This window comes from Leifsonia sp. GW821-FHT13C09, assembly GCF_058806435.1.
In genome coordinates this window covers 1-25,266 of the sequence record NZ_JBXAPS010000016.1, presented here as the reverse complement: position 1 = coordinate 25,266, position 25,266 = coordinate 1, and the positions used below count along the sequence as shown (strand labels likewise).

The following is a 25,266-nucleotide window of genomic DNA, read 5'->3' as shown; positions in this document are numbered from 1 at the left end:
TCCTCGAAGGAAGATCCCGGTGGCCACGCTGACGTTTACTGGCCGGGATCGTTACACCACTCTACGGGGCACTACTCAAATCGGGCGACGAGACCAGAACGCGGCTCTTCGACTCATCATCGCTCGGCGATGTAGGTCTGTCGAATGACATCAAGTCCTTCGCGATGCAATGGCGCGATGACCAGGTCTCCGTCTTTGGGGGGTCCGGGTTGGCCGACGACGAATCCTGACCACATCCAGCGTCGAGGCTCCGTAACGTGGACACATTTTGGACACACTTGTGTCTGCGTCGATGTGATTGATCGGCGTCCGAATCATTCAAGTTTGTTGAATTTCCGGGGATGTCACTGATTGTCTGGACTCGCAGTACCATGCCGTACGAGCACACGGCAAATAAGCCCCGCCTGGGGAATGACGGAGCAGCCTGAGCTGCGAAGTGCTTTTACACGAATCTGACCGCCGGTAGATCTGTAAAGGACTCCGTCATGCTCACTATCATCTGGCATCTCAGTAGCTTCGCGAACGATCTGTTGCAGCGGTACGCTCCGACGAACCGGCTGATCTGGTTCCTGCACCGCCGCGAAAATCTCCGCTACGGTGTACCGGCGATGCTGCTCTCGATCCCCTACCTGTTGATCGCACGCGGCGCTCTCGCTCTGATCGAGGTGAGTGCTCCCGAGTGGCTGTATCTCGTGTTCATTCTCTGCATCTGGAACGCGATCAAGTTCCTCGTGTGGGGGCCGATCAGCCTGACGGTACTCGGCAAAGCGAGGTTGCGCGAGGCGCGCGAGCTGAAGCGCATGGCGCAAGAGACAGTTATTGACGAGTGCGGCGCCGAGCCTGCGACTTCTCGTCGGTAGCGGGGCCGTCTACTCAGAACAGTGTCGGGCCGTCGTACTTTGGTGCGGCGGCTCGACGCGCGCCGGATGCCGTTCGAGCGGTTCGCGCGGCACGCGCGGTCTGAGGTTCGGATGGGTTCAAGCGTTCGGCGAGCACGGCTTTCACGTCGCTCCAGATGTCGGGCCGTTCAGTATGGCGGTCTCGGTCGCACGAGCGGCGCAGGTCAGTGAGGAACCTGGTGCGCCGCTCTGGTGTGGAGAGTTGCTCGTAGTAGAACCCTGCACGGTCGTAGTGGGCGATGAACCCGAAGTAGCCCGAGTTGTAGAGGCCCTCGTAGAGCTGGTTCGTGAATCTGTCCTCCGGGTAATCGTCTGCGATGAATCGGAGTAGCGCGTTCACGAATCGTGCTTTGCGCGCTGCAGTTCCTGACGGATAGCCAGAGTCGAGGAACTTGTCGACGGGTGCTCGCTTCACGGCCATCGCTCACTCCTCGCTCACGGCTCTCGGGATGAGAACGAGGTGCGCTTGACTGACCGTGTTCGCTATCGTGTCGGGCCTCGATGCTCGCGCCCGGCTGTCGGCCTCGGCGCGTCAGACTGCGCTGTTTGGCGGGCGATCTGTTGGGCACGGATGAGCGCCACCCCGGCGCGTTCGTAGTCGATGCGTTGCCCGATGCTCTCCGGCTCGGCTCCGAGCGGCTGCGCCTCCCTGGGGTCGATGCTGTGCCGGTCTCGGTATGCGGCGATGGTCATCAGCCCTGATCGCCAGCGCGCCCGATCCTGCTCATTCTCCGGCGCGGCACCGACAGCGATCACCCACTGTTCGCCGCGTTCGAGGGCGGTGTCGATGATCGCGGCGGCGCGCGCTTCGATGAGTTCCCGCCGCTCATCGAGTGCGGCACGCATATCCGCGCTCATCTCTCCGACCGCCTCGGGCAGTAGTCCTACGATGAACCGAGCGCGCGGCAGCGCACTACCAGCGCCGAGCCTCGTTACGGCTTGTTCGAGTCGGTAGTGCAGTACGGAGGCGATGTCGTCGGCATCCGCGAAGCCACGCGCCCGCACAATCCTCGGCATGAGCGTATCGACCGGGTGCCCGCTGGCCTCGGCACGTCGGAGTTCGGCGACGAGCGCCCCGAACGTCTCCGCACTCACCGCCTCGTCTACCTGCGCGTCGGTCAGCCCGGATACCGCAAGCAACCGCGCCCACCTGTCCTGTTGCGCGGCGGCGGCGATCGTCTCGTATTCAGCGGCAAGCTGCGCGATCCCGCCCCATCGTTCCTGCTCGGCAGTGATCGTCTCGTGTGCCGAGAGTTCAGCCCCGACATGCTGAAGCACGCCCTGGAGCACGGTGCGGGCAGTCGCGTCGGGGTTCTCGCCGGGCTGCGGCACGCTGTGCGCGGGATCGAGCCGATCCGTGGCGACATAGGCTCGGTTCGAGTATCTGCCGCGCGTCATGGAGACGTAGAGCACTTCCCTGGTCGTGGTGGCTTCGACGAGTGTGTGTGCGGTATCGACGGTGACGCCCTGGGCACGGTGCGCGGTGACGGCGTAGCCGAGGTCGAGGTGCTCGGCAACGTAGGCGGCGGGCAACAAGATCCCGCCCCCGCGCCGCATGGTGGGTGGCCGCACGAAGACCGAGCCGTCATCGCGCACGTTCGTCACGACCCAGCGTTCACCGTTGCGCACCCATCCGTGTGCCGAGCGCAGGCGGCGGTCGTTCTTCCTCGTGATGATCGTGTCTCCCACACTCACGCGGCTGCCGTCGCCCAGTTCGATCTCGCGTTCAGCGGCGACGTAGCCGTGGGCGATGAGGTCGCGGCGTGCCCGCTGGTTCAGTTCGGTGACATTCTCGACGGTTTCTGCGATCAGGATCGTTCCTCGCCCGGCCTGCCGGTCTTCCCACCAGGCCCAGTACGCAGCCTCGGCCATCTCGTCAATGGTGCCGCCCCTAATCCTGCCATGCTCCATATAGGTGTCGATCACGGGGACGCGGCCGTGGCGCAACTCGAGCGAGGCGCGTTTCTCCCAGTCGTGTTTCAGCCGCCACACCTCCGTCAACTCCGGCGTGCCCTCAGCGCGGTCGTTCACGATCAGGGTGAACGCGCCGCCCACGCCGACCGACTGCAACTGTGCCGGGTCACCAACAAGCAGCACTTTCGCTCCGACCCGCTCAGCCTCACGGGTGATGAGGTCGAGCGAGTGCGTACCCGCAAGCGACGCCTCATCAAGAATCACCAGCTGACCGCGTGTGAAGGTCTGCCCGGTGCGCTCGAACACTTCCCGCCATTTCGCGGTGTTATCGGTCGGGACGCCGAGTTCATCAGCGAGCACTCCTGCCGCGACTGCTGACGGGGCAAGCCCAACCACTGACCCCTCACCGTGCTTCCATTCCCAGGCACGACGCAATGCGCCCAGCGTCGTAGTCTTCCCAGTACCTGCAGGCCCCACGAGAACATCGACGGTGCGGCCTGAGACCGCGATCCGGGCGAGTGCGTCGCGTTGGTCGGGGCCGAGCGTGCGCCCCTCATTATCGGGTTCGTTCGCGAAGCGTTCGATCGTGTCGAGCGCGAGCCTGGGGCCGGCCATGCCCCGCGCTCTCGCGATCAGCCGATCCTCCGCCGCAAGCAACGCTGTCGATGAGAACAGTGTCGAGTGCTTCGGCCGGAATCTTGTGGAGCCATCAGCGCGCCGGAACTCGGCGGGTGTGACGGCAAGTTCGGGCGGGGTGAGCCTGAGCGATGCTTGCTCGGCGGCATCCGCGATCATGCCGACGATGACCTCGCGATCCTCGCTTGACGCGAACCTGAGCCACATGGACTGCCGGGCTGCTTCGGCCATGAGGTTCCAGCGTCGCCAGGTCGAACGTTTCTCGCCCACGGTCTCGATCACTTGCTTCCCGAGGGCTGCGATCATGTCGAGTGGTACATCATCGGCGCGCAACAACCGCACGCCCGAGCTTCTGGGGTCGTGTTGCCACGCAACACTGATCGCCCACGCCGTCGCATCTTCACCGAGGATCACTGTTGCACGATCCCGCCACTCGCTCGTGAGGTCATCCAGCGATCGCACGTCTTTCTCGGGGCGTGTTGCGAGCGTGGCCTCCTGCAACAGCTTGATGACCTGAGCCGACGACGGCCTGCGGCCGTGCCGTGCCACGAACTCCGCAATAAGGCGTTCTTTCTCGACCTCAATATCGCGTGCGCGACTCGAGAACGCTTTGATCAATTCCTCCGGCACATCACTGATCGCCCACGACTGGTTCCGACCAGCAGCTTGCTCGCGTGACTCCCACGAGACCCCAAGCAGCCGGGTGAGTGAGTCAGCGAAGATCGCCTCATGAAGTTCGCTCAGCGCGACCGTCGCTGCGTGCAGAGGTCGCCCGTCAAGCGCGAGCCAACGCATGGTCTGGGCGTGCTGCACCTTGTTCGACACCACCACATGCGTATGCAGGTAGGGGTCTTGCAACCTGGAGTCGTAGTGGTCATACGCGGCTGCAACAACCCCAGCGACGTCGAGTTGCAGCACCGCACCGTCAGGGCCGCGCGCTCCTCCCCGTGTTGCAGTGACCTCGCGCTCCATGAACTGCAACACATCAGCTATCGCGGCATGGTGCGCTTCCCAGATGAGTTGTTGCGTGCCCCCATCAGCCACCGCCCACAACACGGATGCTGACTTCGGAATCGAGAAAGTGAAGTCGTAACCAGCGACCGCCTTACGGCTCTTCTTCGCCGCTTCCTCCGCCTCAATCACCGTGACCGCTTCGGCGCGCTGTGATGGCGTGAGTTCAGGATCGAGCGCGGCAATGCGAGCGGCAACGCGCTCATCGAGCGTCTGGAACTGGCTGTAAGGTCGCCCAAGCGCATCACCCGTCACGGGATCGCGGCCCATCCCGATGAGCAGTTGGAGTTGCGTCTCGGTCACCGTATCCCCGCCCACAATCTGACCGTCCGCGAGGCCACTCAGGCCAGAACCGAGCCATCTGCCGGGTGGGGTTCCCTCTTCGCTGTAGTAGCGAGTCAACGGGGTCGACAAGGCTCTATCGCCGTCGCCATACGCGACCGACTTCAGGAGGTACTTGTACCCATCGCCCGCCGTCATGCGACGCATCGAAACTGTCATCGGAGGCCACCTTTCACGTTCGATAGGTGGCCTCGACTGCCCCGCGCTACGCGGTCAAATCAGAGTCGAGTCGTGGCGCTTCAGCCATGTTTGCAAGATATGTGAGTCGGAAGATGAGCTCGAAGAAAGAACCCTGCAAACTTCAAGCCGCTCCCATGCTGCTGAGTGTGACAGCGAACCACCTACATTCATCGAGCTTGCTGCGGTACGGCTCTGAGCAAGATCCCCCTCTGCCATCCAACGCTGGCAAGGTCATGACGGAGGCCAAAGCCGTTTGATTAGGTACTCTTAAATCAGCCAAAAGGTAACCTGGCCGCTTAGAGTCCAGTGCAGCTTCTGAGCTGCGTACCACCCGAGACGAATGAACTGAACAGCATTGACACTACGGCCATAAGTTACCGCTCAAGAACAACGGCGAGCCCTTGGCCGACGCCGATGCAGATCGCGGCGACTGCGACTCCTCCGCCGCGGCGCTTGAGCTCGTGGGCGGCGTGACCGATGATCCGGCCGCCTGAGGCGCCGAGGGGGTGACCGATGGCGATGGCGCCGCCGTGGATGTTGAGCTTCTCCGGGTCGAAGTCGGGCCAGCCTTTGAGGCAGGCCAGGGACTGTGAGGCGAAGGCTTCGTTCAGCTCGACGAGGTCAACGTCCGCCCAGGTCCGTCCCGCGCGCGCCAGCGCCTTGTTCGCGGCCTCGATCGGCGCGATCGGGAAGATGTCCGGGTCGACGCCGTGGGCGGCACGTCCGGTAATCCGCGCGAGCGGTTCGGCGTCGAGGGCGTCCTCGGCGCCGAGCAGCACCGCGGAAGCACCGTCGTTGATCGAGGACGAGTTCCCGGCCGTCACGGTACCGTCGGCGGCGAACAGCGCTTTGAGACCGGCGAGCTTCTCAACGGTGCTGCCGTCGCGGATGCCCTCATCGCGCGCCATCTCAGCGCCGGGCACCTGCACGATCTCGGCGTCGTAGCGGCCCTCCGCCCACGCTTTCGCGGCGAGCTCATGCGAGCGGACCGAGAACGCGTCCTGTGCTTCACGGGTGATCCCCCACTCCTGGGCGATCTTCTCCGCGGACTCGCCGTTGGAGATGGTCCAATGCTTGGGCAGGGCCCGGTTTACCATGCGCCACCCGATGGAAGTGTTCCAGAGCGTCTGGTTGCCGACCGCCGGCCAGGGCTTCGGGGACTTCTCGAGAACGAAGGGCGCACGGGACATGGACTCCACGCCGCCGGCGAGGATCAGCTCTGCATCCCCCGACTCGATCGCCCGGGAACCCTGGATCACGGCCTCCACGGACGATGCGCAAAGCCGGTTGACGGTGACGCCCGTGACCGAGGAGGGGAAGCCCGCGAGGAGGGCGCCGAAACGGGCGACGTTGCGGTTGTCCTCACCGGCCTGGTTCGCGTCTCCAAAGATCACGTCTTCAATACGTGCGGGATCGACGCCGGTGCGCTCGACGGCGGCTTTCATGACGACCGCGGCGAGGTCGTCAGGGCGGATCCCGGAGAGCGCACCGGCGGCGCGTCCGAAAGGGGTGCGGACGGCATCGTAGATGAACGTCGAGGTCATGGGGTGAACCGTGGTCTTTCTGTGAGTAAGGTGGGTCAGGCTGCGGAGCGCCTGGAGTGATACGCGGCACGGAACTCGTCAGGGACGGTCCCGGCGCCGGTAGCAAGGTCGGCGGCGAGCTCGCCGAGCAGCGGAGCGAACTTCGCACCACGGCCGGAGCAGGCGGACAGGACGACGATGCCTTCGGCCTCGTCAATCAGAAAGTCGCTGCTGGGCGTGCTGGTGAACATGCACGTCGCTTCCGCGTAGGAATCCGGTTCGACACCGGGCACCCATTCCTTGACGTAGTCGCGAGCTCGTTGCCTGGCCTCCGGCCGGATCTGGCCGGTGCGGTCGAAGATGCTCGGGATTACGGTTCCGCCATTGAAGTGCGCGATCTTGAGGCCGTGGTATCCGGCGTCGCGGCCGCCTGGCAGACCGTAGATGTCGACCGTCTCGTTCTCGTGCATGAACGTCGGCCAAGCCGGATAGGGTGCGCCGGAAGCGCCGGCGTCGCGGTAGGGGAAGTGGAACGCCTGCTCCTCACGCACTTCGAAAGACGGCAGTGAGTGGATGAACCCGGCAGGCAGAGCGAGCGAGTCCAGAAGGGTTGGAAGCCACGGGCCGGCCGCGACGACCACTTTCTCGCCTTCGACGACGTCGCCGACCGTGGATTCGACGCGGAAGCCGCCGGTGCGCCGCTCGATAGAGCTGACGGTCCAGTTCGTGAGCAGTCTGACCCGCCCGGTTGCGGCGGCCAGGCGAACGAACGCCTCGACCGTGTTGCGGGCATCAAGCACTCCAGCGCCGGGGTGATAGAGTACCGCGCCGTCGAAGCCGTACTGCGGCCAGCGCGAGCCCGCCTCCGCCTCTGGCAGTAGCTCATGCTCGACACCCAGCGCGTCCAGGACACGGGCGAGGCCGACGGGATCGTTCACCGCGCCATGGTCGAGGGCGCCGGTGGGTTCGATCAGACGTGCACCGTTCTCCCGTTCGAGTTCGTCCCACAGCGGCTTGGAACGGATAACGAGCCCTGTGTAGAGCTCGCTCGGGTAGGCGTAGCGAAAGATCCGCGCGGAGCCGTGCGAACTGCCGTACGGGTTGGCTGGTGCCGACCGCTCCAGCAGGGTCACGTCTTGCCCGCGTTGGGCGAGACGCCACGCGGTGGCGGCGCCGGCGAGTCCTGCGCCTATGACGATGTACTCGCCCATCTCGCTCCGTCCTTACCGCTTGAACGCGGAGACCCCAGTGATCTCGCGGCCCACGATCAGGGACTGGATGAAATCGGTGCCCTCGTAGGTGTGGACGACTTCCATGTCCGTGAGATGGCGGGCGACGTGGTTCTCGAGCAGCAAGCCGTTGCCGCCGAGCAGGTCGCGGGAATCGCGGCATAGCTGCCGCGCTTTATCGCCAGTGAACATCTTCGCGAGCGAGGCCTGCTCGTTGCTTAGGCGGCCTTCGTTCTGCAGGGCGCCGGCACGGAAGCAGACCAGCTGCATCGCTGTAAGGTCAGCGAGCATGTTGGCGAGCTTGTTCTGGACGAGTTGGTAGTGTGAGATCGGGCTGCCGAACTGGACGCGCTCGGACGCGTACTGCACTGCCGCCTCGTAGGCGGCGGTCGCGTGTCCCAACGATTCCCAGGCGACGGTGCTGCGGGTGCGGTTGAGCACCGCCCCGACATCGCGGAACGACTGAGACTTTTCGAGTTTGTTCTCGGCGGGGATCCGAAGGTCTTCGAAGGTGATTTGCGCCTGCTGGATCGCGCGCTTGGCGATCTTCCCTTGGATGGCTTCCGCGTGGTATCCGGACGGGTAACTGCCGTCCTCGTTCTTCTCCAGGATGAACGCCTTGACCTTGTCGTCGGCGGTGTCGCGCGCCCAGATGATGACGAGATCTGCGACGTGGCCGAGGCCGATCCACCGCTTCGAGCCATTGAGAACGTAGTGGTCGCCGTCGAGGCGGGCGCTGGATTCAAGAGCCACGGAGTCGGAACCGTGATCGGGTTCCGTCAGCGCGAACGCGCCGAGCTTCTCGAGCTTCGCCATCTGGGTCAGCCAGCGCTGCTTCTGTTCGTCGCTGCCGAGTAGGTTGATCGTCCCCATCGCGAGGCCGGAGTGCACGGCGTTGAACGTGTTGATGCTCCCGTCACCGCGGGAGAGCTCCATGGCGACCAGTCCCGCCTGCAACCGGGTCAGGCCTGGGCAGCCGTACCCTTCGATCGCGGTGCCGATGATGCCAAGCTCCCCGAACTTCGGGAGGATCTGGTACGGGAAGTCCGCCTGTTCCCAGTACTCGTTGATGATCGGGGTGACCTCAGAATCGACGAAGGCTCGCACCTTCGCGACGAGCGCGCGATCCTCCTCACCGAGGTAGTCCTCGACGCCGTAGAAATCCACGTTGACGCCTGACCTGTTGAGTGCACTCATGCTGTTGCTTCCTTTGCTGAGATCGATGCGAGCGGCGAGGAGCCCGCGAGCCAGCGCCGCACCAGCTCGGTATCTGCGCCTAGCTCGGGGGGCGCCTTGTCGTAGGTCGCCGGGGTCTGTGAGAAGGTGATGGGGTTGCGGATCCCGGACAGAGAGTCATCCCCGGATCCGGCTTGAATGATCGGATCCAGGCCGATGCGCTCGGCGAACTGGACACCGGCTGCGACGTCCTGGATCGGCGCGCACGGGATCCCCGCTGCGGTGAGCCGTTCGAACCACTCCGTGGCGGTCGCATGCGAGAGCGCGGCTTCGAGTAGCGGACGCAGATCGAGTCGGTTGCGGCTGCGGTCGGGCGCGAACGCGAAGCGCGGATCCTCGACGAGTTCAGGCGTGCCGAGCTCCCGGCAGAGCACCCGGAACTGCCTGTCGTTGCCGATCGCGAGCACGATCTCCCCGTCTCCGGTGGCGATCGGCTCGTAAGGGTAGATGCTCGGATGCTCGTTGCCCATGCGGGTCGGAACGACGCCTGCGATGGCGTAAGCGCCGGTCTGGTTCACCAGGCCCGACAGTGCCGAGCTCATCAGATTGACCTCCACCCGCTGCCCTTCACCGGTCACTCGCCGGTGGTTGAGGGCGGCGAGGATACCGATGCAGGCGTGCATACCCGTGAACACATCGACGACCGCGACGCCGGCACGGAACGGCTCGGTCTCCGGCGCCCCGGTGAGACTCATGAGCCCGGAGGCAGCCTGGACGAGCAGGTCGTATCCAGGAAGGCTCGCCCCGCCCGCGGTACCGAACCCGGTGATCGAGGTGAAAATCACGTCCGGGTTCTGAGCCGCCACGCTCTGATAGTCCAGCCCGAACTTCTCGAGACCGCCGGGCTTGAAGTTCTCGATTACGACGTCCGCGCGAGCTGCGAGCTCGCGTGCGGTCGCGAGATCCCCGGGGTCGCTGAAGTCCAGTTCGATCGACAGCTTGTTCCGGTTGATCGAGAGGTAGTAAGTCGACTTGCCCTCATGCTCCGGCGGCATCCAAGCACGGGTCTCGTCCCCGATCGGACTCTCGACCTTGATGACGGTCGCCCCCATGTCCGCCAGCAGCATAGTGCAGTAGGGCCCGGCCAGCACCCTGCCGAAGTCAGCGATGATGGTGCCGCTCAACGGCCCCTGCCCCGAACGCGCGAGTAGTTCTTCAAGTCTGTTGTGATCTTCCACCGTCTACCTCGGGACCGTTCTTCCGTTGAACCGTTTTCGATGTTTTCACCTTGTCAGGCGCGATTAGTGCACGTCAAATACCTATTTTCACGTTATTGATACCTTCAGCACATATGTCCCTCTCCAATCGTTCGTCGCACTGAGACCTGAAATGAAGCAAATACGACACGATATATGATCCTCGTGCTATCATTGGCGAGTGGAAATTCAGGACCTCAGAGCATTCGTCGCCGTCGCGGAAGAACTGCACTTCGGGCGAGCGGCCGAACGCCTCCATTTGGCGCAGCCTCCGGTAAGCCGCACCATAAAGGCACTGGAGAAGGAACTGGGCGCGGAGCTGTTCCACCGCACGACGCGCTCCGTGGAGGTCACTGCGGCCGGGGAGGCTCTGCTCGGCCCGGCCCGCCGCATTCTCAACGAACTCAAGCATGCCGCGCACGATGTGCGCGCCGCTCAGAGCGGCGAACTCGGGCATGTCGGTATCGCCTTCGCTGGCGCCTCCACACAGATTCTCGTCGGCCAGCTCTCCCGCGCTGCGCGTCTCAAACATCCAGACCTATCCCTCGAGCTCTCCAGCCAGAACTTCGCCCAGCCCGCCATCAACCGGCTCCTGAACGATGAGGCGGACATCTCCATTGGCCGCTGGGACTACGTCCCAGCCGGCATCAGAACCCGCACTCTGATCAACGAGCAACTCGTCGTCGCCGTCCCGAAGACCCACACCTTGGCCGGCGCTGACTCGGTCCACATGGATCAGCTCTCCGCCGACTACTTCGTGACGCTCCCCCCGCAGCCCGGATCAGTACTTACAGACCGGCTGCTCCGACTCAGCCACGCTGCCGGCTTCGACCCCCTCATCGCGCAGGTCGCCCCCGACACCTGGACGGCGCTGTCACTCGTCGCAGCCGAGGTCGGCATTCATCTCACGATCTCATCGGTCGCAGAGAACACCCACACCGACGGGTTCTCCTTCCTCCCGGTCGCAGACCCATTCGACGAGGTGCTCCTGCGCATGGCCTGGCGCGCCGATTCGCGGAACCCCGCACTCGCCACGGTGCTGGCACTCGCCGACGAAGTCCTGTAGGCGCCGCCAGCTGTACTGCGCGCATACCCAACTGCCTCACCGGTCGGCGGCCGCCTCGATTCCTCTGAGCTAATCGATCTGGATGGTCGTGGGCGCTTCGCCGGAGAAGTCGAGCTTCGGGACGGACTCACTGAGACCCGGCGTCTCGGTAGCGGCGATGGTCAGCCAAATGCAGCCGACGAGTCAGGTCGAGGGCTCCAGCGACGTCCACAGCCAGACCGTGAGCGCGAACCCGATCAGCGGGCAGACCAGGTGCAGCAGGACGCCTCCCTTCGCGCGGTTCCCCGTCCTGTCTTTCCGGAGGAACTCGTCCTTGATGGCTGACAGGTTTACCATCGCGAACGCCGCGAGGGCGCCGAAGCTGATCATAAACTCCGCCGTATTCAAGTCGAGTACCAGGCTGGCCAGTGCGAACACCGACACGACGATCACTACGACAAACGGTGTGCTGAACCGGGGTGCAGCTTGGTGAGCGGCCGGGGCAGCACACCGTCGCGCCCCACAGCGATTAGCAACCGCGAAACGGATGCCTGCCCGGTCATTGCGCTGCCGAAGCAACTCACCACATATATGGCGATGAAGAACGCGGCGAACGGCGCGCCGCCGAGCACCCTGACGAGGCTGACGCCGACCGCTTCCACTTCGTCAGCAGAGAGGGCCTGCCAGTTGGGCGACCACGCCAGGGCGCCCGACCAGGAAACCAGCACGAACAGCAGGCCGCCCAGCAGCGTCGAGCCGACGATCGCTCGCGGGATGTCGCGGCGGGTGTTCCGCGCCTCCTCCGCGAGGGTGGAGACGGCAACGAAGCCCAGGAACCAGAGTGAGAGGATCGCAGCTCCTGAGGCGATCCCACCGATACCGCGCTGCCCGAAGGTGAAAGGCTCGAGGAGTCTCACCAAGGTGTCCCCGCGCAGCGTCTTCTTGAACGCGAGAACCATGAGCACGACCACCAGCAGCACCGATAGGGCGATCACGATGAAGTTGACCCGGTTCACCAGGGAGATGCCGAGCAGGTTCAAGGTGAACACAATCAGTAGCGTCGCCATCGTAAACGCCCATTTGGCACGGCGGGGAACTGCGAATACAGATAGATGCCGATGACCAGGAAGTTGATCATCGGGATGAAGAGGTAGTCGAGCAGGATCACCAAGCCGGTGAGGAGCTCGACGAGCCCGCCGAAGGCTTGCTGGGTGTAGGTATACGTGGCGCCCGCGACCGGGTACTTCCGAGCGAGGGTGGGGTAGCTGGCAGCGGTGAAGGGCATCGCGATGATCGCGAGGATGTAGGCGGTGGGGAGATGCCCGTCGGTCACCTGGTTCACGACACCGTATGTCGTGAATACGACCGCGATGATCATGTAGGTGACGCCGAAGAAGGTCAGCCCGACGGGGCCGAGGGTGCCGCAGAAATGCGGATGCGACGTAGCTGACATGCGATGACCCCTCTGTCGACGATGCGGGCGATCGGAGCGCGACGGCACGGTCGGGGCGCTTAGGCTGGGGGATCAGCAGCGTCCGGAGCACGATACCAGAGGAGAGATCGTCGAATGCGTCCTGTGCTTCTCGGGGCAGGCGGCGGGAGACAAGCTCGTGGAGTTTGATGGCGCCATCCAGGTAGCGGTCGATGAGCGCCGGGATGTCTGAGGAGTATTTCGTGACATTGCCCCCTCATGTTGGATCAGTACTCACGGATCGGTTCATGCGATTGTGCCCCCCAATTGGTTTTGAACACATGGCAACCCGGATCACACCCGACACCTGGACGACCCTTTCGCTCGTCGCGACTAAAGCGGGCGCGCACCTCACGATATTCTCTGTCGCGGAGAACACCCACACCGATGAGTTCTCATGCTTGCCGGTCGTGGATCCCTTCAAGGAGGTGTTTCTTCGAATGGCTTGACGTTCGGAATCAGTGGTGGAGCCTCCCTGTCCGGGAGGACATCGGGTCGTGCCGGCTGTCTTCCCCGCAGGGCAGCCACCTGGCTTATCTGCCGTGTACGGTGTCGAGGGCGTCGCGGATGCCGCGCACGATGGTGCGGATCTCCTCGGCCGTGACGATGAAGGGCGGGGAGATCTGGAGGATGTTGTTCGGGAGGTTCCGCAGGTGCACGCCGCGACCTTCGAGGACGGCGACAACGTCGAGCCCGGAGACGCCGTCGGCGAGGTCGACGCCGCCCATGAGTCCGATGTGCCGTACGTCTTTCACGCCGGGGTGGTGGCGGAGCTGTTCGAGTTCCTCGACGAGGACCGGTTCGAGCTCGCGGACGCGGCCGAGGAGGTTCTCGCGCTCGATGATCTCGAGGTTCTTGAGTGCGACAGCCGCGACGGTCGCGTGGCCGGAGTAGGTGAGGCCCTGGTGGAAGATGGGCGCGTCGTTTCCTGCGTAGAACTGGCTGGATACGCTGGGGGCGACGATGACGCCGCCCAGGGGCAGGTAGCCGGAGGTGATGCCTTTCGCGAAAGTGATCATGTCGGGTTCGAGATTGAAGCGCTCGGACGCCGTCCAGGTGCCTAGACGACCGAAGGCGGTGACGACTTCGTCGGCAATGACGAGGAAACCGAACTCTTTCGCGAGTTCCTTGATCCGCTCGAAGTAGCCGGCCGGGGGCGGAACGAGACCGCCGACGCCCATGACGGGTTCGGCGATGAACGCGGCGATCTTCTCTCCGCCGTGTTCGCGGATGGTGCGCTCGGCGGCGTCGATGTCCCACTGATCGACGAGCAGTGTCTCCGGGATGAGGGTGCCGGGGCCGAAGCCGTCGCTGTTGAAGGAGAGGCCTGCGACGCTGGTACCGTAGGCGTGGAGACCGTGATAGCCGTCCTGACGGGATACGACGGTGAGCTTCTCCGGCTGTCCCTGGAGCTGCTGGTGACGGCGTGCGAGTTTGAGTGCCAAGTCGACGGAATCGGATCCGCCGCTGGTGAAGATGACCTTGGCGTCGTCGAACGGGGCGAGCGTCGCGATCTTGTTCGCAAGTTCGAGTGCCGGCTCGTTCACGTACCGGCCGAAGATGTGCCAGGTCTCGAGGGTGCGTATCTGCTCGGCGGCGGCCTGTGCGATCTCGTCCCGGCCGTGGCCGATGTTGGCGTACCAGAGGCCGCCGGCGGCGTCGAGGAGACGGTCCCCGTCCGCAGTGGTGATGTAGGCGCCGTCGCCTTTGACGATGACGGTCTGCGGGTTCGAGAGCACGGTCGGCATGTGCGCCTGGGCGCTCCACAGGGCGTTGGTCTGGGGCATCTGCATCCTCCTGGGATCGTGTGTGTGGTTCGGGCCAGCCGTTGGGGTGCGGCGCGTGACCCAAGCGTTCAGCTGTAGTCGAAGAAGCCTGTGCCGCTCTTGCGCCCGAGCTCTCCGGCAGCGACCTTGTCGCGCAGGATCTGCGGGGGTGCGAAGCGCTCGCCAAGCGTGGAGGCGAGGTACTCCGCGATGCCGAGCCGCACGTCCAGACCGACGAGGTCGGTGGTTTTGAGCGGGCCGGTGGCGTGCCGGTACCCGAGCACCATCGCCGCATCGATGTCCTCGGCCGAAGCGACGCCCTCTTCGAGCATCCGCATCGCTTCGAGTGCGAGGGCGACGCCGAGCCGGGAGCTCGCGAAGCCGGGTGCGTCATGCACGACGACGGGGGTCTTCCGCAGCCCCTCGGTCCACTCTCGCGCTGCGGCGACGAGGCCGACGCCGGTCTGCTCGCCGACGACGACCTCGATCAGGGTGGAGGCGGGAACCGGGTTGAAGAAGTGCAGCCCGAGGAAGCGGGACGGGTGGGAGAGTTCTGCGGCGAGCTTCGTGACCGACAGCGACGACGTGTTCGTCGCGATCGCGGTGGTCTCGGTGACGCGCCCCTCGATCGCGCGGAGGGTGTTCACTTTGAGCTCGAAGTCCTCTGGGACCGCCTCGATCACGAGGTTTGCTTCTCTCAGGAGCTCGTAGTCCTCGGACACGGCGAGGCGCCCTAGGAGCACGTCGAGGGCGGGGGCCGCGGGATCCTTCGCGACCGCTTTCTGCGCGATGTCATCGAGCCGCGCCCGGGCGGCGTCCACCGACGCGGCATCGCGTTCGAGCACGGTGACCTGCGATCCGCCGATGGCGAGGCTGAGCGCGATGCCCGCCCCCATCCGTCCGCCTCCGACGACGGCGATGTGATTCGGCAATGCCATGGGTTCAGCGTCCTTTCCGCGCGTTGCGCTTCAGCAGAAAATCATCCATGCGCCGGGTCTTCTCCGGGGATTCGAAGAGCAACGCTTGCGCAAGGTTGTCGATGACCGGGTGCGCCGCCCGCGGCGCGTGGATCACCTGCTTGGTCACCTGGATCGCCAACGGGTCGAAACCGCCGATACGGTCCGCGAGCGCGTTCGCCCGGTCCAGGAGCTCGTCCGGCTCGCAGACTTCGCCGACCAGCCGAATCGATAGCGCCTCGTCTGCGGTGAGGACGCGGCCGGCGAGCAGGATCTCTTTCGCGACGGGCTCGCCCACGAGCTCGACGAGCCGCCAGCATGCCCCCGCGGCGGCTATGATGCCGAGGTTGGGTTCGGGGTTGCCGATCTTCACCCGCGTCGTCGCGATCCGGAAGTCGGCGGCGTAGGCGAGCTCGGCGCCGCCGCCGAGGGCATAGCCGTCGATCGCGGCGATCACCGGCATCGGCAGGGCAGCAATCCGCGCGAAGATGCTCGAGTTGATCCCGCGCAGGGCGTCATGACGGCGCCGGTCGCGCAGCTGGGAGATGTCCGCGCCGGAGGCGAAAATGCCGCCCTTGTCGGTGCGGGTTCCCGTCAGGATGAGGATGCGCGGTTCGCGCTCGAGCTGGTCGCAGACCTCGTGGAGATCATCCACCATGGCCTGGTCGATCGAGTTCAGTGTCTGAGGCCGGTTCAATCGCACGATCGTGCGATCGCCGTTGTGCTCGGCCGTGAGCGTTTCCACCAAGCCCCACCTCTTTCGGATCGCGTCCAGGCACACTCAGTCCTGGTGCATGTCATGTTCCAGCTTGGTGCGAAATCCAATAACACACAAATACCTAATAGATCCTATTTCATGACACTATCGTCATAAAATCTCACATGGACTCCACTGGGCGCGGTAGAGCATTATTAATGCCAGCGCATGAGCGGGGGCGGATTTGGTATTGGACGCGACATGAATAGTGAGCAACAGTGATAGTCGAGGATCCGTGCGCACTGGTGCGCGCGGAGTTCCGCGATCACACACCGAACAATGAAGGAGCGTCGTCGCACATGGGTGTCTACACGACAGTGAATCCTGCAACCGGCGAGCAGCTGGCCGAGTTCCCCGAGATCACCAACAAGGAGGCACGGGAGGCTCTCGATCGCGCCGCGGAAGCCTATCCGCAGTGGCGGGATCGCGGGCTGCAAGAGCGGGTCGCCCTGGTCAAGCGCATCGCCGCGCTCCACCGCGAACAGCGGGAAGAACTGGCTGCGCTCATCACGCTCGAGATGGGCAAGCCCATCGTCCAGGCGCGTGGCGAGGTCGATCTCGTCGCGAACATCTACGACTATTATGCGGACCGCGCCGAGCAGTTCCTCGCGGACGAGGTGCTCGACATCTCCGGCCCCGGCACCGCCATCGTGAAGACCGAACCGGTCGGCGTCCTGGTCGGTATCATGCCGTGGAACTACCCCTATTACCAGGTGGCACGGTTCGCGGCCCCGAACCTGATCCTGGGCAACACGATCCTGCTCAAGCACGCGCGCAATTGCCCGCAGTCCGCCCTCGCTATCGAGCGGGTGTTCCGCGAGGCGGGGCTGCCCGATGGCGTCTACGCGAACGTGTTCGCCAACAACGGTCAGATCGCCGAGATGATCGCCGATCCGCGCGTGCAGGGCGTCTCTCTCACCGGTTCCGAGCGGGCGGGCTCAGCGGTCGGCGAGGTCGCCGGGCGGCATATGAAGAAGTACGTGCTGGAGCTCGGTGGATCCGACCCGTTCATCGTGCTCGACGACGCCGACCTCGACGCGGCAGCCGCCGCAGCCGCGGTCGGTCGCTTCGCCAACGGCGGGCAGGCCTGCACCGCGTCCAAGCGCTTCATCGTCCTGGACGCGGTGTACGACGCGTTCCTCGAGAAGTTCATCGAGCAGAGCCGCGCGTACGCCACAGGCGATCCGTCGTCGGACGAGACGAAGCTCGGCCCGCTCTCCTCCACCGCCGCCCGCCACGATCTCGTCGAGCTGGTCGACGACGCCATCGACCGCGGCGCGAAAGTCCACCTGGGCGGGGAGGCCCCCGACGCACCGGGCGCCTACTATCCGGCGACCGTGCTGTCAGGCGTGACCAAAGACATGCGCGCCTACGCAGAGGAACTATTCGGCCCGGCCGCGGTCGTGCACCGCGCCGCGTCCGAAGAGGAAGCGGTCCAGATCGCCAACGACTCCCCGTTCGGTCTAGGCGGCACGGTCTTCTCGGGCGACCTGGAACGGGCGCAACGGGTCGCCGACCGGATCGAGACGGGCATGGTCTGGATCAACAGCACGAGCAAGACAGCCCCGGATCTCCCGTTCGGCGGGGTCAAGGCCTCGGGCGTCGGCCGCGAGCTCGCGCATTACGGCATCAACGAGTTTGCCAACAAGAAGCTCGTCCGCGTCCCTGAGGCCACGAAATAGTACGCCGCGTGGCGGAGTGCACCACCGGAGCGATTCGAGGGATACACTCCGCCACTTCGCATGCCCCATGCCCAGGCTGCACTCACAAGAAGTAACCTCGGGCAGGGCTCGGATCTCTTAGCCGATGGGGCCGGGCGTGCCGTACGCGCAGCATGAGCGGCATTCCGAGTCGCTTCATTTGACGTGCGTTCCGAGACCGTGTTCAGGGCCCCGCGGGTACATGACGTGCCGAGGACGACCTTTGGGCACCCGAAAGGCGAGACCGCGCACGCAGCGTTCGAAGAGGCGCCGGAGTTGACGGGTCACCTGGTCCTCGAAGCCTCCGTGGTTGACATCGGCGAACCAGCAAGTGGGCTGGCGAGCGGGCGAGAAGCTAGTCGACGGGTCGAACAGCATGAATCCTCGCGCGCATGTTCGTTCATACCGATGCGATAAAGAACATCCGTATTTCGGTGGTACCGGTGATCGCTGTGTCGAGCGATGCGACCCGAGAATCGGATTAACGTCTTGGCCGATCGGCCCCAATGGTTGCTCGCTACGATTGCCGCAGTCAGGAGCGCCGGGTAGACCGAAACCGCCTCTAGCCTAGGGCGGGCTGATCCCAGATCGGCAGCAACGTGCCAATGTCGCGGCGCTGCGCCTCCCAGAGGAGTTCGGTCGCCCAAGCGACGTCTTCGGCCGGGATCCCGCCGATGGAGAAGAAGGACGGCCGTGCCGGATCGTAGCCAGGTGCCCTGCCGTCGACGATGTCCCCGAACTCGGCGATGTCGGCAACGTTCAGGCGCCCGTCCAGGAGCATGTCCTGGTATTTGACACCGAGAGCCCCGAGTTGCTCGTGATACGGAGGGCTGAAGTTCGCGACGTAGGCTTCGTAGAGCGGAGTGTGGTCGACGACGTTACGAGCGCCAGTGCACAGGAACCCGGCATCGACTTGGATGTTCGAGGTCGCCGCGACATACGCACCCGGGCGCAGCCACTCCGGGTCGATGACCGGGTAGTTTGCGACGCCGGACAGACCGGTCGCGGCGACCGTGACGATGTCGGCCTCGGTGACCGCCGACCGGATCGAATCGACGATCTCCACCTCTTGGATCTGGGGGAACTCGGAGCGGACGAGTTCCTGGAAGCGCTGCGCGTTCCGGCTCGTGAGCGAACGCGCCGCGATCCGGACGCGGGCGATGGCGGGCCGTGTCACTAGGATCGCCCGGAACGCAACCTGGTTGATGAGCCCGGGGCCGATCACCGCGACCGAGTCAGCGTCCGTTCGGGCGAGGTGCAGAGTGCCGGCTCCGACGACCGCGCCCGTACGATAGGCGCTGATCAGGTTTCCCGGCATCACGGCGATCGGAGCGCCAGTCTCGGTGTCATTCAAGACCACCAGGTGCATAGACCGCGGCAGACCCTTCTCGCTGTTCTCGATATTCGAGCCATACCATTTGAGGCCAGTCGCACGATACTTCCCACCGATGTATGCAGGCATCGCCATGAAGCGGCGGTCCGAGGTATGGCGCGGCATACCGGGGAATGCCGGCTCGAGGGGGAAGTCGACCTTGATCCCATGCGAACTATGATTCGGACCACCCATGCGGTAGTCGCCGGTCGCGAGCAGCGAGAAGACCTCGCACATCGTGTCGATACAACGTGCCATGTCCGTGGCGCCGACGTCGATGATCTCGGGCTCGCTGAGGTAACGCAATCGGAGAGAAGTGTCGTGCATCGTTGCCCTTTCCTGCCCGCGGTCTCACCGCCGGGTGCCGTATTGGATATTGCGATGCTAACCTTCGATAACGTTTCCAGAACGCAAAAGAACCGCTTTTATTCAGACTAATAGCGCATGAATCTAGTGAGAACTGGTATCGAGGGACTCTTCGATTCGTTCCCCGGAGCTGGAACACTGAGGTCACCAGTTAATTTCACAACGGCTGCACGGTGCCGTGCCGCACGAGGAGAATCGATGTCCAGCACTGAGCAGGCGTCCGTCGCCGTCATCGGGATGGGCACCGTGGGTGCCATGGCCGCCTGGCAGCTGTCGAAGCTGGTGCCCGGACGCATCATCGGCATCGAGCAGTACGGCGTCGCGCACGCGTACGGCGCGTACGCCGGGGAGTCCCGCCTGTTCCGCACCGCAGCCTACGAGGGCGAGCACTATACTCCGTTGCTCGTCCGGGCGCAGCAGCTGTGGCGAGAACTCGAGCGAGAATCGGGGCAGAGCATCTACTTGCAGGTCGGAGCGCTCACGATCGCCCCCGGCGCTTCTCCGAAGATCGCTGGAACCCTCGAGGCCGCCGAGCGCTTCGTCCTCCCCCACGAGCATCTGGTGGGACGCGAGCTGCGACGTAGGTTCCCGCAGCACGACTTTGACGATGGCGACGAGGCGATCCTCGATCTCGGCGGCGGCGGCCTGCGCCCCGAGCGCGCCATTCTCACCGCAGCATCACTCGCCGAGCGCGGAGGTGCCGAGATCTGGGACGACACTCGGGTGCTCGGCATCGACGAGCAGCACGGGAGGCACCTAGTGAGCACCACCCGCGGCGACATTCTCGCCGAGAAGGTTGTCATCGCCGCCGGCCCCTGGAGCCAGCAGATCCTCCCTGAGTTGAAGACGTTCACGAAGGTGAAGAGTGTGCCGCTCACGTGGTTCATGCCGAAACGCGTAGACCAGTTCCTTCCCGAGCGGTTCCCCGTCTTCGTGCGGGACCGCGGAACCACCCACCTGTTCGGCGCCCCGAGCCTCGAAGGCTACGCCGTGAAGATCAGCCGTGCCGCGTTCCCGGACTGGCCGCTCGTCGACGACGTCGCGCAGCTGCAGCGTGAGCACACCCGGACTGAGCTCGCGCAGACCTCCGAGCTGGCGACCTGGTACTTTCCGGGCCTGCACCCGGAGCCGGTGCGCCACAGCATCCACCCGGACAGCTACACGGCCGATCTCACCCCGATTATCGACGCCTCGCCCGACGGCAGCCGCGTCGTCGTGTCCGGGCTGTCGGGACGGGGCTTCAAGTTCGCGCCCGCCCTCGGCCGTATCGCCGCTGACCTGATCCACGCAGGCGCCAGCGAACTCTACGACCCCGGCCGGTTCAGCCTCGCCGCTCACTACCGCGCGCTCGACCACTGACCACACGGGCGGACCGGGGCTCCTGCCGCTGCGCATCGCGCACGCGCCGGGAGCACAGTTCGCCATATTCATGAGAACCCCTTGAGAAGGAGAAGCACCATGCAGGAAATCACTCGCGACGTCGTCATCATCGGCGCCGGTCCCGCGGGACTCACCGCGGCGCGGCGCCTGAGCCAAACCGGGAAGACAGTCGCCGTGCTCGAAGCGCGCGACCGCGTCGGCGGCCGCACATGGTCGGACACGATCGACGGCTCCTTCCTCGAGATCGGCGGCCAGTGGATCGCGCCCGAACAAACCGCGATCCAGGATCTCGCGGCGGAACTCGGACTCGAACTCTTCCAGCGCCACCGCGACGGCGATTCGGTGTTCATCGACAAGGAGGGCAACCGCCACCGTTTCACCGGCGACTTCCCCGTCAAGCCGGAGACCCTCGAGGAAATGCGCAAGCTCCGCGCAGAACTCACCCGACTCTCCCTCGAAGTCGACCCAGCCGCCCCGTGGGAGCACCCCCGCGCCGCCGAGTACGACGAGATCACCTTCGACGCCTGGCTGCGCGCCCAGAGCGACGACGCCGAGGCGCGCCTCATCATCGGCAACTTCATCTCGGGGGCGATGCTCACCAAGCCAAAGCACTCGTTCTCCCTGCTGCAGGCTATCTTCTTCGGCGCCTCGGCCGGGTCGTTCGAGAACCTCGTGGACGAAGACATCCTCCTCGACAAGCGCGTCGTCGGCGGCATGCAGAGCGTCTCCATCCGCATTGCCGAAGAACTCGGCTCCGAAAATGTCTTCCTCGACAACCCGGTGCGCGAATTGCACTGGGAGGACACCGCCGAAGGCGCCCCCGCCACGGTCACCGCGATCACCGACCACCTCCGCGTGAGCGCCCGCCACGCGATCCTCGCGGTACCGCCGAACTTGTACTCCCGCATCCAGTACGTTCCGGCCCTCCCCCGCATCCAGCAAATCGCGCACCAGCACCACTCGATGGGCCTCGTCATCAAGGTCCACGCTTCCTATGACCGCCCATTCTGGCGCGAGCAGGGCCTCTCCGGCACCGGGTTCGGCTACTACAACGTAGTCCAGGACATCTACGACAACACGAACCACCGCGACGAGCGCGGCACTCTCGTCGGATTCATCGTGGAGCACGACGCGGAGAAGGTCTGGGCGCTGCCCGAAGATGAGCGCCGCGAGACGATCCTGAACTCCCTCGCCGAGTATCTCGGCGACGAGGCGCGCAACCCGCTCGCGTTCTACCTCTCCGATTTCGGCGCCGAGGAGTGGACCCGGGGCGCGTACGGCACCAGTTACGATCTCGGCGGCCTGAGCCGCTGGGGTGCGACCCAGAACCAGCCCGTCGGCCCGATCTTCTTCGCCAGCTCCGACATCCAAGGTTTCGGCTACCAGCACGTCGACGGCGCCGTCCGCATCGGGCAGGACACCGCCGCCCGCATCCTTGAGGCGGACGGCGCAGCACAGTGACCACCACACAGCGCGAGCCCGCCGCGACCACCAAGAGCCTGACGCTCAAGGGCCTCCAGAAAGGGAAGATCGGCGCCTTCGCCGGGGCGATCATCGGAATCGCGAGCATCGCCCCGGCTTACACCATGACATCCGGGAACGGGCCGACGATCTCGGTCGCCGGCCTGCAGACCCCGTTCATCCTGCTCATCGGATGCATCCCGATGATGTGGCTCATCGTAATTGAGGGTGTAGCGGCGGGTAGCGCGTCGCGGCTCGGGTAGGGGTCGAGGTCTTCCAGGATGGAGTTCTCACACTGTCCATCCGAAAGACCTCGACGTGCTCCACGCTACCTTCGCGCCTGTTGACTTGACCACGTTCTGCCGCCTCGACGAGCTCGGCCTCGAAGCCGCCGGGCAGCGGCTCGAACCTGATCGTGCGGTGCTCGAGTGCCGGGTCGCAGAATCCGATCCGTGGTGCCGCAAATGCGGCGCCGAAGGCGTACCGCGGGACACGGTGACCCGGCGGCTCGCGCACGAGCCGTTCGGGCACCGCCCCACGACGCTGCTGGTTCGGGTGCGTCGGTATCGGTGCGTGGACTGCGGGCGGACGTGGCGGGAAGACACCAGCCGGGCTGCGGCGCCGCGAGCGAAGATCTCTCGGAGCGGAGTGGGGTGGGCGCTGGAGGGCATCGTCCTCGATCACCTCACCGTCACCCGCGTGGCCGCGGGGCTGGGCGTGTCGTGGCATACGGCCAACAGCGCGATCATCGCCGAGGGCAAACGCCGCCTGATCGATGACCCTCACCGGTTCGACGACGTCACGACGATCGGTGTTGACGAGCACGTCTGGCGACATACCCGGTTCGGGGACAAGTTCGTCACGGTGATCATCGACCTCACCCCGACCCGGGAGAAGACGGGCCCCGCACGGCTGCTGGACATGGTCGAGGGCCGCTCGAAGGCGGTGTTCCAGCAGTGGCTCATCGACCGCCCTCAGGCGTGGCGGGACGGCGTCGACGTCGTCGCGATGGACGGGTTCACCGGGTTCAAGACCGCCGCCGCCCAAGAGCTCCCCGACGCGGTGGCGGTGATGGATCCCTTCCACGTCGTCCGCCTGGCCGGCGACGGCCTGGACCGGTGTCGGCAACGCGTTCAGCAGGCCACCCTCGGTCATCGCGGCCGCGCGGGCGACCCGCTCTACGGCGCCCGACGCACCCTGCACACCGGCGCTGGGTTCCTCACCGAGAAGCAGCAAGCCCGGCTCGAGGCAGTGTTCCAGGTCGAGGAGCACGTCGAGGTCGAAGCGACCTGGGGTATCTACCAGCGCATCGTCGCCGCCTACCGACAACCCGACAAGACGAAGGGGAAGCAGGAGATGCAAGCCGTGATCGACGCGATCACCACCGGCGTTCCCGCCGCCCTCGCCGAGATCCGCAGCCTGGGCCGCACGCTCAAGCAACGCGCCGCGGACGTGCTCGCGTTCTTCGACCGGCCCGGCACCAGCAACGGCCCGACCGAGGCGATCAACGGGCGCCTCGAACACCTCCGTGGCTCCGCCCTCGGCTTCCGGAACCTCACAAACTACATAGCCCGCAGTCTGCTCGAGAGCGGAGGATTCAGACCACTCCTACACCCTCGTTTGCGATGAGCCCCGAAACCCACCACCGAAACCCGAGCCAACCGAAACCTAAGACCTATCGTTTTCGGTGGCTCTCTGGTAGACTGGAGCCACCTCACGAAAGGGGCACATCATGGCTGCCGAGTTCAACATCGAGGCGCGCTGGCCCGAGCTGTTCGCGCAGCTCGGCGCAGCCGACCGCGAGGCCGTCGTGAACGCCCTCGCGTCGAGCTGGCACGAGGGTTGGGTGCCGAACCGCGAGGATGTCGAGAACCTGACCGACTACGCCCGCGGCGTCATCGACAAGGCCGAGTACGACCGCCGCGCAGCGGGTGCCGTCGAGCGCGCTCACGCCCTCGCTGTCGCTGGCTGATGGCCACACGCTTCAACTCCTGGGATTCGTACTTCTGGGAGCCTGGCGGCCCCGTCCTGCGCAACCTCTACGGTCTGCGCGACGGGGCCGACCTGTCCCGGCGTGAGTACGCCGAGACGAACGCGCAGCAGTTCGACATCGAGCGCGGCGCTATCTCGATCCCACGCACCTATGACGCCGAGCACCTGCGCACGATCCACCGCGAGCTGTTCAAGAACGTCTACGAGTGGGCGGGAGAGTACCGCAGCGTCGGCATGTTCAAGCCGCCGCTTGAGTTCGCCCAGCCCGAGGACATCGGGCGTTACCTGGCCGATGCCTCGCGCCTCGTGCGCGGTGCGGAGTGGGCCGGGATGGATCGGCAGCAGTTCGCGATGGCGGCCGCCGACGTGTTCGCGCACGTAAATCAGGCGCACCCGTTCCGCGAGGGGAACGGCCGAGCGGGCAAGCTGTTCATGCAGCACGTCGCGGAGCTGAGCGGCTTCAAGCTTGACTACAGTCCCGAGCGCACAGGCATCACCGCGGAGGTATGGAACAACGCCAGCGCGATGTCACGCCCCGACATCGGCAGCTACCGGCCGGTGCCCGACAGCCTCGTGCCGGTGTTCGAGCGCCTGGCCGTCGACAGGTCAGCAGGCTCGAAGGGCGCGCAACAGGGGCCGGCGGTGCGCAGGCTTCGAGATGAGTCGCGCGGCCGTGTTTCCGACCTGATCGATGAGAAGGTCGAGGAGCTGCGACGTGCGAGCTTTCCGACCCCACCCACGCCGGGAGTAGAGCGCAGGGCTCTGTTGCAAAGATTGGCGGCAGTCAGAGGTAGGCTGTCGCTCTGCGCCGATCAGGCGGCTGCTGCGAAATGG

General features: G+C 65.1%; 22 protein-coding genes. 9 read left to right on the top strand and 13 right to left on the bottom strand.

Annotated features, from left to right (window positions below; genetic code table 11):
* Positions 1–485 precede the first annotated feature (485 nt).
* Positions 486–860 carry a hypothetical protein gene (locus AC1ROW_RS21300; protein WP_079941021.1) on the top strand — a complete coding sequence of 125 codons (375 nt, stop codon included), beginning with the start codon at positions 486–488 and terminating at the stop codon, positions 858–860.
* A 13-nt stretch (positions 861–873) separates the two neighbouring features.
* Here the strand turns inward: AC1ROW_RS21300 and AC1ROW_RS21295 are convergent, their stop codons facing one another.
* The 6 genes from AC1ROW_RS21295 to AC1ROW_RS21270 all read right to left on the bottom strand — a co-directional run bounded on the left by AC1ROW_RS21295 (position 874) and on the right by AC1ROW_RS21270 (position 10,094).
* A complete protein-coding gene (locus AC1ROW_RS21295) occupies positions 874–1,320 on the bottom strand; it encodes a hypothetical protein (protein WP_079941022.1) in 447 nt (148 codons plus the stop codon).
* A 62-nt stretch (positions 1,321–1,382) separates the two neighbouring features.
* Entirely contained in the window at positions 1,383–4,961 is a 3,579-nt protein-coding gene (mobF, locus tag AC1ROW_RS21290; RefSeq protein ID WP_079941024.1) for a MobF family relaxase, read from the bottom strand.
* Positions 4,962–5,356: 395 nt separating this feature from the next.
* Entirely contained in the window at positions 5,357–6,526 is a 1,170-nt protein-coding gene (locus AC1ROW_RS21285) for a thiolase family protein (protein ID WP_079941026.1), read from the bottom strand.
* 35 nt (positions 6,527–6,561) lie between these two features.
* The gene (locus tag AC1ROW_RS21280; RefSeq protein WP_079941027.1) at positions 6,562–7,716 is read right to left on the bottom strand and encodes an FAD-dependent oxidoreductase; all 1,155 of its coding nucleotides are present in this window, start codon (positions 7,714–7,716) and stop codon (positions 6,562–6,564) included.
* 12 nt (positions 7,717–7,728) lie between these two features.
* Positions 7,729–8,931, bottom strand: a complete 1,203-nt coding sequence (locus AC1ROW_RS21275) for an acyl-CoA dehydrogenase family protein (protein ID WP_079941028.1) — start codon at positions 8,929–8,931, stop codon at positions 7,729–7,731.
* Positions 8,928–10,094 (bottom strand): CaiB/BaiF CoA transferase family protein, encoded by a 1,167-nt coding sequence (locus AC1ROW_RS21270; RefSeq protein ID WP_253036098.1) that lies wholly within the window; start codon positions 10,092–10,094, stop codon positions 8,928–8,930. Before AC1ROW_RS21270 ends, AC1ROW_RS21275 begins: the two co-directional genes overlap by 4 nt.
* 253 nt (positions 10,095–10,347) lie before the next feature.
* On the opposite strand from AC1ROW_RS21270, the gene AC1ROW_RS21265 reads away from it, so the two are divergent.
* Complete coding sequence (locus AC1ROW_RS21265) at positions 10,348–11,232, top strand: LysR family transcriptional regulator (RefSeq protein ID WP_079941030.1); 885 nt, start codon at positions 10,348–10,350, stop codon at positions 11,230–11,232.
* A 183-nt stretch (positions 11,233–11,415) separates the two neighbouring features.
* Here the strand turns inward: AC1ROW_RS21265 and AC1ROW_RS21260 are convergent, their stop codons facing one another.
* The 6 genes from AC1ROW_RS21260 to AC1ROW_RS21235 all read right to left on the bottom strand — a co-directional run bounded on the left by AC1ROW_RS21260 (position 11,416) and on the right by AC1ROW_RS21235 (position 16,149).
* Positions 11,416–11,664: a hypothetical protein gene (locus tag AC1ROW_RS21260; RefSeq protein ID WP_228145539.1), complete on the bottom strand. Its 249-nt coding sequence runs from the start codon at positions 11,662–11,664 to the stop codon at positions 11,416–11,418.
* Positions 11,664–12,278: an APC family permease gene (locus tag AC1ROW_RS21255; RefSeq protein ID WP_228145540.1), complete on the bottom strand. Its 615-nt coding sequence runs from the start codon at positions 12,276–12,278 to the stop codon at positions 11,664–11,666. Before AC1ROW_RS21255 ends, AC1ROW_RS21260 begins: the two co-directional genes overlap by 1 nt.
* Positions 12,263–12,664: an amino acid permease gene (locus AC1ROW_RS21250; RefSeq protein ID WP_228145541.1), complete on the bottom strand. Its 402-nt coding sequence runs from the start codon at positions 12,662–12,664 to the stop codon at positions 12,263–12,265. Before AC1ROW_RS21250 ends, AC1ROW_RS21255 begins: the two co-directional genes overlap by 16 nt.
* Before the next feature lie 551 nt (positions 12,665–13,215).
* Positions 13,216–14,469 (bottom strand): aminotransferase family protein, encoded by a 1,254-nt coding sequence (locus AC1ROW_RS21245; RefSeq protein WP_253035956.1) that lies wholly within the window; start codon positions 14,467–14,469, stop codon positions 13,216–13,218.
* A gap of 68 nt (positions 14,470–14,537) precedes the next feature.
* Positions 14,538–15,386 carry a 3-hydroxyacyl-CoA dehydrogenase family protein gene (locus AC1ROW_RS21240; protein ID WP_079941037.1) on the bottom strand — a complete coding sequence of 283 codons (849 nt, stop codon included), beginning with the start codon at positions 15,384–15,386 and terminating at the stop codon, positions 14,538–14,540.
* Positions 15,387–15,390: 4 nt separating this feature from the next.
* Complete coding sequence (locus AC1ROW_RS21235) at positions 15,391–16,149, bottom strand: enoyl-CoA hydratase/isomerase family protein (RefSeq protein WP_228145543.1); 759 nt, start codon at positions 16,147–16,149, stop codon at positions 15,391–15,393.
* A gap of 311 nt (positions 16,150–16,460) precedes the next feature.
* On the opposite strand from AC1ROW_RS21235, the gene AC1ROW_RS21230 reads away from it, so the two are divergent.
* Positions 16,461–17,843: an NAD-dependent succinate-semialdehyde dehydrogenase gene (locus tag AC1ROW_RS21230; RefSeq protein ID WP_079941038.1), complete on the top strand. Its 1,383-nt coding sequence runs from the start codon at positions 16,461–16,463 to the stop codon at positions 17,841–17,843.
* 580 nt (positions 17,844–18,423) lie between these two features.
* Here the strand turns inward: AC1ROW_RS21230 and AC1ROW_RS21225 are convergent.
* Complete coding sequence (locus AC1ROW_RS21225) at positions 18,424–19,560, bottom strand: tyramine oxidase subunit B (protein WP_079941039.1); 1,137 nt, start codon at positions 19,558–19,560, stop codon at positions 18,424–18,426.
* A 237-nt stretch (positions 19,561–19,797) separates the two neighbouring features.
* On the opposite strand from AC1ROW_RS21225, the gene solA reads away from it, so the two are divergent.
* The 6 genes from solA to AC1ROW_RS21195 form a co-directional block, all read left to right on the top strand.
* Positions 19,798–20,958, top strand: a complete 1,161-nt coding sequence (gene solA / locus AC1ROW_RS21220; protein WP_079941043.1) for an N-methyl-L-tryptophan oxidase — start codon at positions 19,798–19,800, stop codon at positions 20,956–20,958.
* Between the two features lie 99 nt (positions 20,959–21,057).
* Positions 21,058–22,440: a flavin monoamine oxidase family protein gene (locus tag AC1ROW_RS21215; RefSeq protein ID WP_079941045.1), complete on the top strand. Its 1,383-nt coding sequence runs from the start codon at positions 21,058–21,060 to the stop codon at positions 22,438–22,440.
* Positions 22,437–22,703: a hypothetical protein gene (locus tag AC1ROW_RS21210; protein ID WP_493021547.1), complete on the top strand. Its 267-nt coding sequence runs from the start codon at positions 22,437–22,439 to the stop codon at positions 22,701–22,703. The genes AC1ROW_RS21215 and AC1ROW_RS21210 overlap by 4 nt, the downstream gene beginning before the upstream one ends.
* Positions 22,704–22,758: 55 nt before the next feature.
* Positions 22,759–24,069 carry an ISL3 family transposase gene (locus AC1ROW_RS21205; protein WP_493021546.1) on the top strand — a complete coding sequence of 437 codons (1,311 nt, stop codon included), beginning with the start codon at positions 22,759–22,761 and terminating at the stop codon, positions 24,067–24,069.
* 103 nt (positions 24,070–24,172) lie between these two features.
* Positions 24,173–24,412 carry an antitoxin VbhA family protein gene (locus AC1ROW_RS21200; protein WP_285465419.1) on the top strand — a complete coding sequence of 80 codons (240 nt, stop codon included), beginning with the start codon at positions 24,173–24,175 and terminating at the stop codon, positions 24,410–24,412.
* Positions 24,412–25,266, top strand: an 855-nt coding sequence (locus tag AC1ROW_RS21195) for a Fic/DOC family protein (RefSeq protein ID WP_493021544.1), incomplete at its 3' end; no start/stop codon positions are given. The genes AC1ROW_RS21200 and AC1ROW_RS21195, both read left to right, overlap by 1 nt.

Excerpts from the sequence above, each read along its gene's own strand:
- AC1ROW_RS21300 (WP_079941021.1), top strand. The coding sequence starts at position 486 with ATGCTCACTATCATCTGGCATCTCAGTAGCTTCGCGAACGATCTGTTG.
- AC1ROW_RS21295 (WP_079941022.1), bottom strand. The coding sequence starts at position 1,320 with ATGGCCGTGAAGCGAGCACCCGTCGACAAGTTCCTCGACTCTGGCTAT.
- mobF (WP_079941024.1), bottom strand. The coding sequence starts at position 4,961 with ATGACAGTTTCGATGCGTCGCATGACGGCGGGCGATGGGTACAAGTAC.
- AC1ROW_RS21285 (WP_079941026.1), bottom strand. The coding sequence starts at position 6,526 with ATGACCTCGACGTTCATCTACGATGCCGTCCGCACCCCTTTCGGACGC.
- AC1ROW_RS21280 (WP_079941027.1), bottom strand. The coding sequence starts at position 7,716 with ATGGGCGAGTACATCGTCATAGGCGCAGGACTCGCCGGCGCCGCCACC.
- AC1ROW_RS21275 (WP_079941028.1), bottom strand. The coding sequence starts at position 8,931 with ATGAGTGCACTCAACAGGTCAGGCGTCAACGTGGATTTCTACGGCGTC.
- AC1ROW_RS21255 (WP_228145540.1), bottom strand. The coding sequence starts at position 12,278 with ATGGCGACGCTACTGATTGTGTTCACCTTGAACCTGCTCGGCATCTCC.
- AC1ROW_RS21250 (WP_228145541.1), bottom strand. The coding sequence starts at position 12,664 with ATGTCAGCTACGTCGCATCCGCATTTCTGCGGCACCCTCGGCCCCGTC.
- AC1ROW_RS21245 (WP_253035956.1), bottom strand. The coding sequence starts at position 14,469 with ATGCCCCAGACCAACGCCCTGTGGAGCGCCCAGGCGCACATGCCGACC.
- AC1ROW_RS21240 (WP_079941037.1), bottom strand. The coding sequence starts at position 15,386 with ATGGCATTGCCGAATCACATCGCCGTCGTCGGAGGCGGACGGATGGGG.
- AC1ROW_RS21230 (WP_079941038.1), top strand. The coding sequence starts at position 16,461 with ATGGGTGTCTACACGACAGTGAATCCTGCAACCGGCGAGCAGCTGGCC.
- AC1ROW_RS21225 (WP_079941039.1), bottom strand. The coding sequence starts at position 19,560 with ATGCACGACACTTCTCTCCGATTGCGTTACCTCAGCGAGCCCGAGATC.
- solA (WP_079941043.1), top strand. The coding sequence starts at position 19,798 with ATGTCCAGCACTGAGCAGGCGTCCGTCGCCGTCATCGGGATGGGCACC.
- AC1ROW_RS21215 (WP_079941045.1), top strand. The coding sequence starts at position 21,058 with ATGCAGGAAATCACTCGCGACGTCGTCATCATCGGCGCCGGTCCCGCG.
- AC1ROW_RS21200 (WP_285465419.1), top strand. The coding sequence starts at position 24,173 with ATGGCTGCCGAGTTCAACATCGAGGCGCGCTGGCCCGAGCTGTTCGCG.